Raw genomic sequence first — 13183 nt, forward strand, 5'->3', positions numbered from 1 at the left:
CGGCGGGTGGGGGTGGTCAGGTGGGGGTGGGGAGGAGGGTGGTGTGGACCTGGTGCCAGATCTTTTCGTTCGTGGCCACCAGGAGGCCCTCGGTGGTGTCGGCGGGGTGGTAGTCCGTGCCGTCGAAGCGGCGGGCCACCCCGCCGGCGGCCCGTACCAGCAGGGTGCCTGGGCCGTGGTCCCAGGGCAGGGTGCGCCAGAAGACCACGAACTGCTGGTCGCCGGTGAGCAGGTCGAGGTATTCCCGGCCGGCGCAGTGTTGGCCGGGCAGCAGTTCGCCGACCTGCGCACCGCCCGCCTCGACGGTCCGCCGCGACGAGGGCGGCAGGAACCTGGTCATCGCCGCGCCCCGTAGCTCGCCGATCGGCGGTGCGTCGGTCGGCAGGCGCAGCGGGTTGCCGTCGAGGTAGGCACCGGTCTCCAGCCAGCCCGTCGCCAGGGTGTCCGCCAGCGGGTCGAAGATCCAGCCGGCCACCGGCTCACCGGCGGTGAGCAGGGCGATCATCAGGGCGAACGGGCGGCGTCCGGCCGCGAAGTTGGCGGTGCCGTCGATCGGGTCGACAAGCCAGACGTCTCCGGCGGCGCGCAGATGGCGCAGCAGGCTCGGGTCCGCCGCCACGCCTTCCTCGCCCACCACGAGCGAGTTCGGTCGCAGTCGACGCAACCCGGCGGCGATCGCCTCCTCGGCCCGCTGGTCGGCGACCGTGACCAGTTCACCGGGGGCCTTCTCGGTCACGTCGGACTCGTCGAGGTGACGGAAGAGCGGAAGTACGATCCGGTCGGCGGTCTCCCGCAGCAGTCCGGCGACGTCGTCGAGCAGTGTGTCAGCCACGCGGCGGCAGCTTCACCACGCTGACGAAGAACTCGTCGATCTGTCGGACCACCGAGATGAACCGCTCGAAGTCCACCGGCTTGGTGACGTACGCGTTCGCGTGCAGCTGGTAGCTGCGCAGGATGTCCTCGTCGGCCTGGGAGGTGGTCAGCACCACCACCGGGATGCGGCGGAACTGCTCGTCCTTCTTGATCTCCTCCAGCACCTCCCGGCCATCCCGGCGCGGCAGGTTCAGGTCGAGCAGGATCAGATCCGGCAGCACCGCGTCGGCGTACTGGCCCTCGCGGCGCAGGTAGGCCAGCGCCTCGGCGCCATCGGAGACGACGTTGAGCCGGTTACGCAGCTTGTGCTCCTCGAAAGCCTCCCGGGTCATCAGCACGTCACCCGGGTCGTCCTCGACGAGCAGCACCTCGATCGGGCTGTTGCCGTCCGCTGGCGCGGTCATCCCACCGCCTCCTTCATCCCACCTGTGTCACCGCTACCCGACCGCCCACCCCTACCGAGCGCCTCGCCGGTGGCACCGTCCGCGTCGCCCTGGCGAGCCACGTCGGCAGGCCGCGCCCCGGCGCTGCCCGCTGCCGGATCGTCGGTCGATCGGTGAGCGGAATCCGTGTCGGCGTCCACACTGACCGTACCGTCACCACCGGCCTGCTCGCCGACGGGCGGTGATGCGTCATGGTCGGCCGCGTCCGAATCCGGCTCCGTCGCGCCCGCCGGCTGGCCGCTCTGCCGGGCCGCCTCGACGTCGCCGGGCATGGCCGGCAGGGTGAACCGGATGGCCGTGCCCTCGGGTACGTCGGTGTCCACCCAGACCCGACCGCCGTGGTACTCCACGATCTTCTTGACGATGGCCAGCCCGATGCCGGTCCCCGGATAGGCGTCCTTGGCGTGCAGCCGCTGGAAGATCACGAAGATCTTGTCGGCGAACTCCGGCTCGATCCCGATGCCGTTGTCCTGGCAGCTGATCTCCCACTCCTCGCCGACCAGCCGGGCCGAGACATGCACCTTCGGCGGCACGTCGGGTCGGCGGAACTTGACCGAGTTGCTCACCAGGTTCACCAGCAGGTTGGTCAGCAGTGGTTCCTCGCCCCGGATGACCGGCAGGTTTCCCCAGGTCAGCTCGGCGTCGGCGTACTGCCGGGCCGGTTCGGTCTGCGCGGCGACGTCGGCCATCAGGCTGTTCAGGTCGACCTCGGTGAAGCCGGCGGTGAGCCGACCGATCCGGGAGAACGCCAGCAGGTCGTTGATCAGCCGCTGCATCCGCTGGGCGCCGTCCACCGCGAAGGCGATGTACTGGTCGGCCCGCTCGTCGAGGCGGCCCGCGTACCGGCGTTGCAGCAGCTGGCAGAAGCTCGCCACCTTGCGCAGCGGCTCCTGGAGGTCGTGCGAGGCGACGTAGGCGAACTGCTCCAGGTCACGGTTGGACCGGGTCAACTCCTCGGCCTGCTTCTGCAACTGGGCGTTTACCCACTCGATGCGCTCCCGTGCCTCGCGTACCTCGGCAAGGTCGGCCGCGATCCGCTGGCGCATGGCGTCCACGTCCGCACCGAGGCGTTGGAACTCCGGCGGACCGCTGCCGACGATCCGGTGCGCGTAGTCACCCGTGACGACCTCTCTGACCTGCCCGGCCAGGCCGGTCAGCGGGCGCAGCACCATCCGATCCAGCGCCAGCAGGAGGGCGATGCCGGCCGCGCCCACCACGAGTGCGGCGACGATGAGCAGGATGACCAGGAGGTTGCCGGTCCGCTCCACGTTGTCGGCGGTGGCCTCCCGAGCGGTGAGGATCTCGTCCTGGAGCGCGGAGACCGCACCACGTACCTCGTCGAACCGCTGTCGCGCCTCGTCGGTAAGCAGCGCCTGGCCGGCTTCGGTGCCGTCGGTCCGAGTCGCCTCGATCACCGGCTGGGCCACGCCGCGCCGCCACTCGTCCGCCTGCTGCTCCACCGCCTCAAGGTCCGCCACGATCGCGGGGTACTTGCCGGACAACTGCCGGATCTCCTGCGCGGTCACCCGTTCCTGAGCCAGACCCTGCTCGTACGGGGCGAGGTCCTCAGGATCGGCGGTCACCGCATAGCCGCGTACGGCGGTCTCCTGGTCGAGCAGGGCGTTGAGCATCTCCTGGCCCTGCACCCGCAGCGGGCCGACCTCCATCAGCAGCACGTCGGTGTACTCGCGGTTCTTGGTGGCGACGACCGCCTCGGCCACCGCGACGCTGAGCAGCAGCGCGCCGACCACCCCGAGCAGCGCCAGCACCCGGCGGCGCAGCGTCCACCAGCTGACGTCGACGCTCATCGGCCACCGCCCCGGGTGACCAGCAGCATCGCCACGTCGTCGGCGAACGGGCCGCCGTTGAGCTGCTCGGCACGCCCGACCAGCCAGGCCGGCAGCGCGGGCAGCGCGACGTGGCGGCTGTCCGGTTCCTGTAGCAGTCGGGTCAGACCGGGCACGTCAAGCCGCTCGTCGCCCTCGCCCACCCGGCCCTCGATCAGACCATCGGTGTACATCAGCAGTGACCAGTCCTCGGTGTCGAACTCCAGATCGAAGGCGACCGGACGCCGGGGTCGTACGCCGAGCAGCAGTCCGCCCGGCGCGGGCACCGGCGCCACCCGGCCCCCGGCGAGCAGGACGGGCGGAGGGTGACCGGCCAGCCGTACGGTCCCCCGGTTGGCGTCGAGGTCGAGGCGCACCGTCGCGACCGTGGCAAAGATCTCCTGGAGCCGGCGTTCGCTCATCAGCACCTGCTCCAGCGCGGGCAGCACCTCGTCGTCCGGCACCCCGGCCAGGATCAGCGCCCGCCAGGCCACCCGAAGCTCGACCCCGAGCGCCGCCTCGTCCACCCCGTGCCCGCACACGTCGCCGACGATCAGATCGACCTGATCGGGACGGGTCTGCACAACGTCGAAGAAATCGCCCCCGATCAGGGCGGCGTGCCGACCGGGTCGATAGAAGGTGTGCACGGCGATCTTGTCGGTCGACATCAGTGGCTGGGGCAGCAGGCCTCGCTCCAACCGAGCCGACTCGGCCTGCCGCAGTTCCACCTCGCGCAGCCGGCGGGCGTTCTCGTCGGCGCGTTTGCGCTCCACCGCGTAGCGCAGCGCCCGGGTCAGCAACACTCCGTCAACCTGGCCTTTGACCAGGTAGTCCTGCGCGCCCTCGGCGACCGCGACGATGCCCAGGTGCTCGTCGCTGCGGCCGGTCAGCACGCAGACGGCGGCGCTGCCGGACATCTCCAACACCTGCCGCAGGCCGTCCAGCCCCTGCGCATCGGGCAGGCCCAGGTCCAACAGGACGCAGTCCACCCCCGCCATCCGTTGACGGGCTTCGCTGAGACTTGTGGCGACCAGCAGGTCGATCCCGGAATTCGTCTCGGCCAGCAACTCGCCGACGAGGAAGGCGTCGCCCTCGTCGTCCTCGACCAGCAGCACCCGCAGTCGTTCCCCGGGCGGCAGGTTGGGATTGCCACCCAGGCCACCTTGCGGATATGGCCATGACACGACTGAGGGACCGGTCTTGGCGGTCCCTCGGTGCGGCCGGCCCACCGCCGCGACGGGCGGGAGATCGCTGGTGATGTTGGGCTCCTTCCGAGTGCCCTGCTGATCCTGTATTAGACAACGTTCGCACACAACACGACGGAGCGCCCTGGAGCGACATAGAGGATGATGTGCACCCACCCCACCCCCGAGGAGCCTGTCGTGGGCGCACCCCCCGCCGCCGATCGTGCCCTGTCCCGACCGCGTCACCGCCTGGTCGCCGCGCTCGCCGCCCTGGTCGCCCTCGCCGCCGTCGGCACACTCGCGCTGCTCGCCATCCGCCCACCGACCCCCCGGCCGGCCGACGCACCACGCGACGAGTTCAGCGCCGAGCGGGCGTACGAGCACGTGTCGGCCGTCGCGCGCCAGCGACACCCCGCCGGCAGCGCCGCCAACGACGAGGTCCGGGCCTATCTGGAGGCCCGGCTACGCGCGCTGGGGCTGACCCCCGAGATACAGGACACCGTCGCCGAAGAGGCAGGTCAACTCAGCGGGGCCGCGGGTGGCGCCACGCTGGCCCGCGTACGCAACGTGGTGGCCCGGTTGGCCGGCACCGACCCGACGGGCACGGTGTTCCTAATGGCCCACTACGACGCGGTGCAGACCGGGCCGGGCGGCAACGACAACGGAGCGGGCGTCGCCGCCATCCTGGAGGTGGCCCGAGCGCTGACCAGCGGCCCACAACCTCGAAACGATCTCGTCTTCGTCTTCACCGACGCCGAGGAGGCCTGCCTGTGCGGAGCGTCGGCGTTCGCCGCCGACCATCCGCTGGCCGCCGGCAGGGGCGTGGTGCTCAACCTGGAGGCCCGCGGCAGCACCGGGCCGGTGATCATGTTCGAGACCTCGCCGGAGAACGCCGCGCTCGTCGACGTCTTCGGTCGGGCCGCGCCGCATCCCGTCGGCACCTCGTTCGCCGTGGAGGTCTACCGCGCGCTGCCCAACGACACCGACTTCACCGCCTTCCTCGATCATGAATTCGTCGGGCTGAACTCGGCCTACCTGGACGGCGGCGCGATCTACCACACCCCGCTGGACACCCCCGAGTCGATGAACCGGGCCAGCCTCCAGCACCACGGCGCCAACGCGCTCGGCCTGGCCCGCGAATTCGGCCGGATCGACCTGGCCGACCTGACCGCCGACCACGACGCCACCTACTTCCCGATCCCCGGTGGCCTGGCCCGCTACCCCGGACCGCTGGTGCTGCCGTTGGCGCTGCTCGCGCTCGCCGGGGTGATCGTCCTCGGCTGGTGGGCGCGGCGTCGAGGTCGGGTCACCGGTGGTCGGTTGGCCGCCGGGTTCGGGCTGGCCCTGGTACCGATCGTGGTCGCCCCGCTTGGCGCTCAGCTGCTCTGGGCCGCGATCGGCGTCATCCGGCCCGGCAACGCCATGCTGCTCGACCCGTACCGGCCGATCTGGTACCGGCTGGCCGTGCTGGCGCTCGCCGCCGCCGTGCTGTTCGCCTGGTACGCGCTGACCCGTCGACGGGTCGGTCCCGCCGCGCTGGCCATCGGCGGACTGGGCTGGCTGGCGCTGCTCGGCGTACTGCTCGCGGTGCTGGTGCCGGGTGGGGCGTACCTGGCGACGCTGCCTGCCCTGGCCGGCGTGCTCGCCGGGCTGGTCGCGGTGGCCGCCCGCATCGACGGCCCGGTGCCGGTGATCGCGGTGACCCTGGCCGGCGCGGTGGCGGTGGTCATCCTGCTGCCCGTGGTGGTGCTGCTCTTCCCGGCGCTGGGCATGGCGATGGGCGGCGTCGCGGCGCTGTTCGCGGTACTGCTCGGCCTGGCCGCGCTGCCGGTGGTGGACCTGCTGCATCCGCAGGCCGGTGGCCAGCGGGGCATGGACGCGTTGCGGGCCCGCCGCCGCGGCATGCTGCCCGCCGGTGCCGCCGCGCTGGCGGCGGTGGTGCTCGCCGGGGTGGGGCTCGCCGTCAACCGGTTCGACGCCGCGCATCCCGCGCCCACCCACCTGATGTACGCCCTGGACGCCGACACCGGCCAGGCCCGCTGGCTCAGCCTCGAATCCGACCCACAACCCTGGACCGCGCAGTACGTCGACGCGACGGTCTCCATCGCCGACGACTTCCCCGGCTTCGGCCGCGACGAACTGCTCGGCGGCCCGGCGCAGGCCACCGACCTGCCCGCGCCGCGGCTGGAGGTGCTGGTTGACACCAGCACGGCCGGGGAACGCACCCTACGGCTGCGGCTCACCCCCCAACGGCAGGTACGCCTGGCCACCCTGCACGTGGACACCTCGACGGCGGTGGTCCGCAGCGCTCAGGTGGCCGGTCGCCCGGTGCCGGTCGAGCAGCGCGAGGGCCGATGGGGCTTCGGTGTGGTCTTCCACGCCCCACCGACGGAGGGATTCGAGGTCGTCCTGACCGTCGTACCGTCGGCAGCGCAGATCGCGCTGCGGGCGACGGACGTCAGCGACGGCCTCGATGCGCTGCCCGGTTTCCGTCCTCGCCCTGCTGGCGTCGGCGTGGTCGGCTCGCACAGCTCCGAGATGCTCGCCGTGGCCCGCACCTATGCCCTGTGACCCACCGCTCGGCGATCCTGCCCAGAGGTATCCAGCCCTTAGCCGGGTAACATGTGTAGCCGCAGCTTGGAAGATCAAAGATCAAATGGTCTGGAACCGCGACCCGGAAAATGTGGGGTGATGATGGCTAGCTTGGAGTATGTCGCCAAGAGTCTTTCGGAGACTCATGCCTTGGCGGCTGCCCTCGCACCATGCCTCTCCGCCGGGGACGCCGTGCTGCTCCGAGGGGATCTCGGTGCGGGAAAGACCGCCTTCGTGCAGGCGCTCGCCGATTCACTCGGCTGCACCGACGAGGTGACCAGCCCGACCTTCACGCTCGCGAACTTCTACCGAGGCACCGAGACAACGGTCCTGCACGTCGACACCTACCGGCTCTCCAACGTCGCCGAATACCGCGATCTGGGGTTGGCCGATTATGCCGACGAGTGCGTCACGCTTGTCGAGTGGGGCGACCTGGTCTCCGGGGAGTTCCCGTGTCATCTCCAGGTGGAAATCGCCTCCCAGCCCGGTTCCGAGGTTCGGACTTTCACCCTGTCGTCGGAATGCCAGCGCTGGCAGCCGGTCCTGCAAGAGCTAGAGCGTCGAATCACCCAGGCGGTAAAGTGAAAGCCATTCTTGCGATCGAGACATCCACCAAGGATTACTCCGTCGCCATCGGCACCGACAGCGCGGCAAGCGTCAGGCTGACGACCACCCGCTTCGAGCCGGATTTCGACGGCATCGCCGGACTCGTGGACAAGGCTCTCGCCGAGGCCGGCATCCGCAGCAGCGACCTCGCCGCGGTCGCCGTGGACATCGGCCCGGGAAACCTCACGTCGGTGCGGGCGGGCGTCGCGTACGCCAACGGTCTGGCGTACGCGTTGGATCTGCCGATGTACGCCACGGATTCGCTGAGCGTGATGGCCCATTCCGTACCGGCGGATTCGCCCGTGCTGGCGCTGCGCCCGGCCCGCGGTGTCGCCAGCAGCGAGGTCTACGCCGGCATCTACGTCCCCGGCCGACCGGCCACGCTCAGGCGAGGCGACTACTGGGTCATCATCGACGAGGTGGCCAATTCCCTGGCCGAGCAGGGCTTCGATTCGTTGACAGTGGTCGGCGCGTACCGGCCCGAGATGACGGACGTTTCGACAAGCCTGAAGGTGCAGGATGGAGGTCCGGCAGCACCTGACGCCAGCACGCTCCTTGCGATGGCACAGGCAGGCGAGGAGCGCATGTCACCCGGCCCCGTGGGCCCACTGACCGAGGAATCGGAAACGTTCCTATGAGTGACCTCGACGAGCTGACCAGGGCCGCGGAGATCATCCTGGCGGGAGGGGTCGCCCTCCTGCCGACGGACACCGTCTACGGGCTCGCGGTACGCCCGGACAGCCCGACGGCGATCGACCGACTGTTCGCCATGAAGGGCCGGCCCCGGGAGAAGAACCTTCCCGTCATGGTCGGCTCCGGCGAGCAGTTGAGCGAGCTGGGAGTCGACATCAACGAGGCGTGCTCGCGCTGCCTCGAGTCGCCGTACATGCCTGGCCCGCTCACGCTGGCGGTTGGCTTCGTCGAGGACGGCCGGCGACCGGCCTGGCTCGCGGGGCGGGACGAGGTGGCGGTGCGCATCCCGGCGCATCCGGCGATGCTCACCATCCTGGCGCAGACCGGGCCGCTCCTGGTCACCAGCGCCAACATCAGCGGTGGCCCGACCCACGAAAACGTGCCGTCCATCCTGCCTTCACTGCTGTTCGAACCCGACGTGACAGTTGACCGAGGGCCGCTGTCCAAGGTGCCTTCCACACTTGTGAACTGCCGAAAAGATCCACCCGTCGTGGAACGGGTCGGAGTGGTGTCCGAAACCGAAATCCTGAGGGTGCTGAATGTCGACCGGTGAGTTGATTCTCGGAATTGAATCCTCGTGCGACGACACGGCGGCTGCCGTGGTCGCGGAGGACGGCACGGTCTTGTCGTCGGTCATCGTCTCGCAGGCCAGCCTCCACGATCGTTACGGCGGGGTCTATCCGGAAGTGGCGAGCCGCGCCCACGTCGACAAGGCGATCCCCGCGGTACGGATGGCGATCGAGGACGCAGGCATCCGACCGAAGGATCTGCGGGCCATCGGGGTCACCCGGGGCCCCGGTCTCATCGGCTCGCTGATGGTGGGCGTGGACACCGCGCGCGGGCTCGGACAGGGCTGGGGACTTCCGGTCCTGGGCATCAACCACCTGCGCGGCCACCTTCGCAGCGCCGACCTGAACGAGCGCCGGGTCTCCTACCCGGCCCTGATCCTGCTCGTCTCCGGCGGCCACACCCTGCTGGCCCACATGCGTGATCAGGACACGATCTCCCTGGTCGGCTCCACCCGCGACGACTCGGTCGGCGAGGCGTACGACAAGGTGGCGCGGATGCTGGGCCTGGGCTATCCGGGCGGCCCGGTCATCGACCGCCTGGCGCTTCAGGGCCAGGACCGTTTCGGGCTGCCCCGTCCGATGCTCGGCGACGGCCTCAACTTCTCGTTCTCCGGGCTCAAGACGGCCGTCCGCCGGCTACTCGAAAGCGATCCGAACCTCGAAGCCGCGGATGTCGCGGCCTCCTTCGTGGCCGCCTGCCTCGACGTGCTCACCCAGAAATGCGAGCGCGCACTTGTCGAATACCCCTCCGAGTCCCTGGTCATCGTCGGCGGTGTCGCGGCCAGCCCGCAATTGCGAGAGGTCGCCGGCAAGTTGTGCGAATCCCTGGACGTCAAGCTGTGCCTGCCGCCGCTGAAATGGTCGACGGACAACGCCGCGATGATCGCACTGGCGGCCTGGGACTACGTACGAGCCGGCCAGGGCACCGACCTGGCCCCCACGTCGAGGCTGAGCATCGAACAGTACTGACCAGCTTTTATTTCCAGCGGAAGTGGACGAAGAGGCGGCCGAAGTTCTTGGAGTCCTTTTCGACCCGGTGGTAGAGCTGCTTGACGTCCTTCTGGTCGAGAAAGCGCAGCACACGCTTCTTGAGTTGGCCGGAGCCCTTGCCGGGGATGATCTCGACGAGGGTGGCCTTCTTCGCCACCGCCTCGTCCATGATCCCGCGCAGGGCGCGGTCGATGTCGTGGCCCTTGTTGAAGATTTCGTGCAGGTCCAGCTTCAGTTTCATGCCGCGTCCACCGTCCGGTCGGTTCCCTTGGGAGCCATGGTAGGCAGGGCGGTGGTCGGTCCGGACACGCCGAAGGGGCAGCCCGTGCGGGCTGCCCCTTCGGATCTGCCGGTGCTCAGCGGGCGCGTGTGCCGAGCCGGGTCTCGACCCGCCGCAGGGCGGTCGTGTAGTCGTTGTTGGCGTTGTGCATGGCCGCCGCGATGCGCAGGTGACGCAGCGCGTCGGTGTGCCGGTTGAGCCGTTCCAGCGTCCGTCCCAGCACGTGGTGGGCGTAGTGGTCGCTGGGGTTGCGGTCGACCAGCTCCCGCAGGTGCTCCTCGGCGCGGCCGAGCTGGGCGGACTGGAAGTACGCCCGGGCCAGCAGCTGCCGTACCGCCGCGTTGTCCGGCTCGGCCTCGATGATCGGTTCGAGCAGCCGGGCCGCTCCGGTCGGGTCGCCCGACTCGAAGAACAGGGTCGCCCGCCGGTACTCGGTCAAAAGATCCACTCCGATCACCCCTTCCGTGCCGCAGCACTGTCCCGACGCTGGCACAACACCGGACGTACCGCGAGTGTTCCCCGGCCGCTCCGTGCGCGTCCACACGGGCTTCGGCGGCAGGGCGAGGACCCTTACACGGGGGCGAGGTCCCAGGCGCGGACGCCGCCGACGATGCCGGCGCTGTTGGGGACCACGACCACGTCGTCGCCCATCCGGGCGAGCTGTTCGGGGCGGATCAGTCGGGAGTTGCCGCCGCCGAGGTAGAGCCGGTCCCAGCGGAACACCGGGCGCAACCCGTCCACCACCTGGCGGATCCGCCGGGACCAGAACGCGTCGCCGAGGCGACGGCGTTCCGGTTCACCGACGTACGTGTCGTACGTCGTGCCCCAGCGCACCGGGGCGTGCGACAGCTCCAGGTGCGGCGCGAGCCGACCGCCGTCGAACAGTGCGCTGCCCAGCCCGGTGCCCAGGGTCAGCACCAGTTCGCAGCCGGTACCGGCGACCACCCCGGCACCGTGCACCTCGGCATCGTTGAGCACCAGGGTGGGCAGCCCGAACGCGCCGGCGAGGGCGGTGCGTGCGTCGTACCCGGACCACTCGGCGAGCAGGGCCGGGTCGACTCGGCTGCGGGGGCCGGAGCGGGTCACATAGTGCGGGGTGGCCACCACCACGCCGTGGCGGATCATGCCCGGCATCCCGACCGTGACCCGGTCCGCCGACGGCAGCCGGGTTCCCAGGTCGAGCAGGGTCTTGACGAACAGTTCCGGCGGCAGAGGGTACGGCGTGGGCACCCGCAGCGGTTGCGCCCGCATGGTGCCCGCGCCGTCGAGCACGGACGCCTTGATCCCACCGCCGCCGCAGTCGATCGCCAGAGTGGTCTGCACGACCGTGAGTCTGCCTCGTGGGCCGCCGGCTGGCACGGCAGGTCACCGCAACCACCCTCGACCGACAGGCGGAAGCGGCGGCAGGTAGGCGACGAGGGACTTAATCCGGCGACCGCTGACGGGTCCACGGGTAGGCTCGGCTGCTTGTGAGCGCCACGTTGATCGTCAAGGACCTTGCCGCCGGCCACGGGGACCGGAGCCTGTTCACCGGGTTGGACCTGGTGGTGGCTCCGGGTGACGTGATCGGCCTGGTCGGGCCGAATGGTGCGGGCAAGTCGACCTTGCTGCGTACCCTCGCCGGGTTGTTGCCGGTGGAGGCCGGCAGCGTCACGGTGAGCCCGCCCGGCGCGAGCATCGGACATCTGCCGCAGGAGCCGGATCGGCGACCCGGCGAGACGGTACGGGCGTTCCTGGCCCGCCGTACCGGGGTGACCGGCGCGCAGGCCGCTCTCGACGCGGCGACCGAGGCGCTGACCGCCGGTACGCCGGGAGCGGACGACGCCTACGCGGACGCGCTGGAGCGCTGGCTCGGTCTGGGCGGGGCGGATCTGGACGAGCGGGCCGAGGAGGTGGCCGCCGAGTTGGGGCTCACCGTCGACCTCGATCAGGAGATGACCGGCCTCTCCGGTGGTCAGGCGGCCCGCGCCGGGCTGGCCTCACTGCTGCTCAGCCGGTACGACGTGTTCCTGCTCGACGAGCCGACGAACGACCTGGATCTGGCCGGGCTGGACCGGTTGGAGCAGTTCGTCACCGGGTTGCGGGCCGGCACGGTGCTTGTCAGTCACGACCGGGAGTTCCTGACCCGGACGGTGACCCGGGTGCTGGAGTTGGACCTGCATCAGCAGCAGGTCAACCAGTTCGGCGGCGGGTACGGGGCGTACCTGGAGGAGCGGGAGGTGGCGCGCCGCCAGGCACGAGCCGAATTCGAGGAGTACGCCGACACGAAGGCCTCGTTGGAGGCTCGTGCCCGGACCCAGCGGTCGTGGATGGACAAGGGGGTCCGCAACGCCCGGCGCAAGGCCACCGACAACGACAAGATCGGCCGCAAGTTCCGCTCCGAGGCGAGCGAGAAGCAGGCCGCCAAGGCCCGGCAGACCGAGCGGCTGATCGAACGGTTGGACGTGGTGGAGGAGCCACGCAAGGAGTGGGAACTGCGGATGGAGATCGCCGCCGCACCCCGCGCCGGCGCCGTGGTGGCCACCCTCCGCGACGCCGTGGTACGCCGGGGCGACTTCACTCTCGGACCGGTGAACCTCCAGATCGACTGGGCTGACCGGGTGGCGGTGACCGGGGCGAACGGGTCCGGCAAGTCGACCCTGCTGGGTGCCCTGCTGGGCCGGCTGCCGCTGGCCGACGGTCAGGCCGCGCTCGGCCCGGGGGTGGTGGTCGGCGAGGTGGACCAGGCCCGTGGGCTGTTCCTCGGGGACGTACCCCTGTTGGAGGCCTTCCGGGCGGCCGTACCGGACCTGTCGCCCGCCGACGCGCGGACGCTGCTGGCCAAGTTCGGTCTGCGGGCGCAGCACGTGCTGCGCCCGGCCGCGACGTTGTCCCCCGGCGAGCGCACCCGGGCCGCCCTGGCGTTGTTGCAGGGGCGCGGGGTCAACCTGCTGGTGCTGGACGAGCCGACCAACCATCTGGATCTGCCGGCCATCGAGCAACTGGAATCGGCGCTGGACAGCTACCCGGGCACGCTGCTGCTGGTGACCCACGATCGACGGATGCTCGACGCGGTACGCCTCGACCGCCGGCTGGAGGTGTCCGCCGGGCGGATCGTGGAGTCCTGAGCCCCAGGCGCGGGGCATCT

The 13183-nt window shown here is 70.5% G+C and carries 13 protein-coding genes; 6 read left to right on the plus strand and 7 right to left on the minus strand.

What is annotated here, in order from left to right; translation table 11 throughout:
• Positions 1-16 precede the first annotated feature (16 nt).
• Genes C1A38_RS13195 through C1A38_RS13210 form a run of 4 tightly spaced genes read right to left on the minus strand, consistent with a single transcriptional unit; the run spans position 17 to position 4326 of the window.
• Entirely contained in the window at positions 17-832 is an 816-nt protein-coding gene (locus tag C1A38_RS13195; protein ID WP_102658128.1) for an inositol monophosphatase family protein, read from the minus strand.
• A complete protein-coding gene (locus C1A38_RS13200) occupies positions 825-1277 on the minus strand; it encodes a response regulator (RefSeq protein ID WP_102658129.1) in 453 nt (150 codons plus the stop codon). Before C1A38_RS13200 ends, C1A38_RS13195 begins: the two co-directional genes overlap by 8 nt.
• Positions 1274-3124 (minus strand): sensor histidine kinase, encoded by a 1851-nt coding sequence (locus C1A38_RS13205; protein WP_102658130.1) that lies wholly within the window; start codon positions 3122-3124, stop codon positions 1274-1276. The genes C1A38_RS13200 and C1A38_RS13205 overlap by 4 nt, the downstream gene beginning before the upstream one ends.
• A complete protein-coding gene (locus tag C1A38_RS13210) occupies positions 3121-4326 on the minus strand; it encodes a PP2C family protein-serine/threonine phosphatase (protein ID WP_102658131.1) in 1206 nt (401 codons plus the stop codon). Before C1A38_RS13210 ends, C1A38_RS13205 begins: the two co-directional genes overlap by 4 nt.
• 198 nt (positions 4327-4524) lie before the next feature.
• Between C1A38_RS13210 and C1A38_RS13215 the strand changes: the two genes are divergently transcribed.
• From C1A38_RS13215 to tsaD, 5 genes are all read left to right on the plus strand, one after another.
• Positions 4525-6897, plus strand: a complete 2373-nt coding sequence (locus tag C1A38_RS13215) for a M20/M25/M40 family metallo-hydrolase (RefSeq protein WP_102658132.1) — start codon at positions 4525-4527, stop codon at positions 6895-6897.
• A 132-nt stretch (positions 6898-7029) separates the two neighbouring features.
• A complete protein-coding gene (tsaE, locus tag C1A38_RS13220; protein WP_199180193.1) occupies positions 7030-7503 on the plus strand; it encodes a tRNA (adenosine(37)-N6)-threonylcarbamoyltransferase complex ATPase subunit type 1 TsaE in 474 nt (157 codons plus the stop codon).
• Positions 7440-8162 carry a tRNA (adenosine(37)-N6)-threonylcarbamoyltransferase complex dimerization subunit type 1 TsaB gene (tsaB, locus tag C1A38_RS13225; protein ID WP_146017543.1) on the plus strand — a complete coding sequence of 241 codons (723 nt, stop codon included), beginning with the start codon at positions 7440-7442 and terminating at the stop codon, positions 8160-8162. Before tsaE ends, tsaB begins: the two co-directional genes overlap by 64 nt.
• Positions 8159-8770, plus strand: coding sequence for an L-threonylcarbamoyladenylate synthase (locus C1A38_RS13230; RefSeq protein ID WP_102658134.1), 612 nt, complete (start codon positions 8159-8161; stop codon positions 8768-8770). Before tsaB ends, C1A38_RS13230 begins: the two co-directional genes overlap by 4 nt.
• On the plus strand, positions 8757-9755 hold the full coding sequence (tsaD, locus tag C1A38_RS13235) for a tRNA (adenosine(37)-N6)-threonylcarbamoyltransferase complex transferase subunit TsaD (protein ID WP_102658135.1): 999 nt from the start codon (positions 8757-8759) through the stop codon (positions 9753-9755). The genes C1A38_RS13230 and tsaD overlap by 14 nt, the downstream gene beginning before the upstream one ends.
• A 7-nt stretch (positions 9756-9762) precedes the next feature.
• On the opposite strand, the gene C1A38_RS13240 is transcribed toward tsaD, so the two are convergent.
• The 3 genes from C1A38_RS13240 to C1A38_RS13250 form a co-directional block, all read right to left on the minus strand.
• Positions 9763-10017: a Smr/MutS family protein gene (locus tag C1A38_RS13240; RefSeq protein WP_030329768.1), complete on the minus strand. Its 255-nt coding sequence runs from the start codon at positions 10015-10017 to the stop codon at positions 9763-9765.
• Positions 10018-10132: 115 nt separating this feature from the next.
• Positions 10133-10504, minus strand: coding sequence for a tetratricopeptide repeat protein (locus tag C1A38_RS13245; protein ID WP_102658136.1), 372 nt, complete (start codon positions 10502-10504; stop codon positions 10133-10135).
• Positions 10505-10626: 122 nt separating this feature from the next.
• Positions 10627-11379: an ROK family protein gene (locus tag C1A38_RS13250; RefSeq protein ID WP_102658137.1), complete on the minus strand. Its 753-nt coding sequence runs from the start codon at positions 11377-11379 to the stop codon at positions 10627-10629.
• Positions 11380-11525: 146 nt separating this feature from the next.
• Here C1A38_RS13250 and C1A38_RS13255 point away from each other — a divergent pair, with 146 nt between their 5' ends.
• Positions 11526-13163, plus strand: a complete 1638-nt coding sequence (locus C1A38_RS13255) for an ABC-F family ATP-binding cassette domain-containing protein (RefSeq protein WP_102658138.1) — start codon at positions 11526-11528, stop codon at positions 13161-13163.
• Positions 13164-13183: the final 20 nt, after the last annotated feature.

Source organism: Verrucosispora sp. ts21 (assembly GCF_002879555.1).
In the GTDB taxonomy this organism is placed as follows: Bacteria; Actinomycetota; Actinomycetes; order Mycobacteriales; family Micromonosporaceae; genus Micromonospora; species Micromonospora gifhornensis.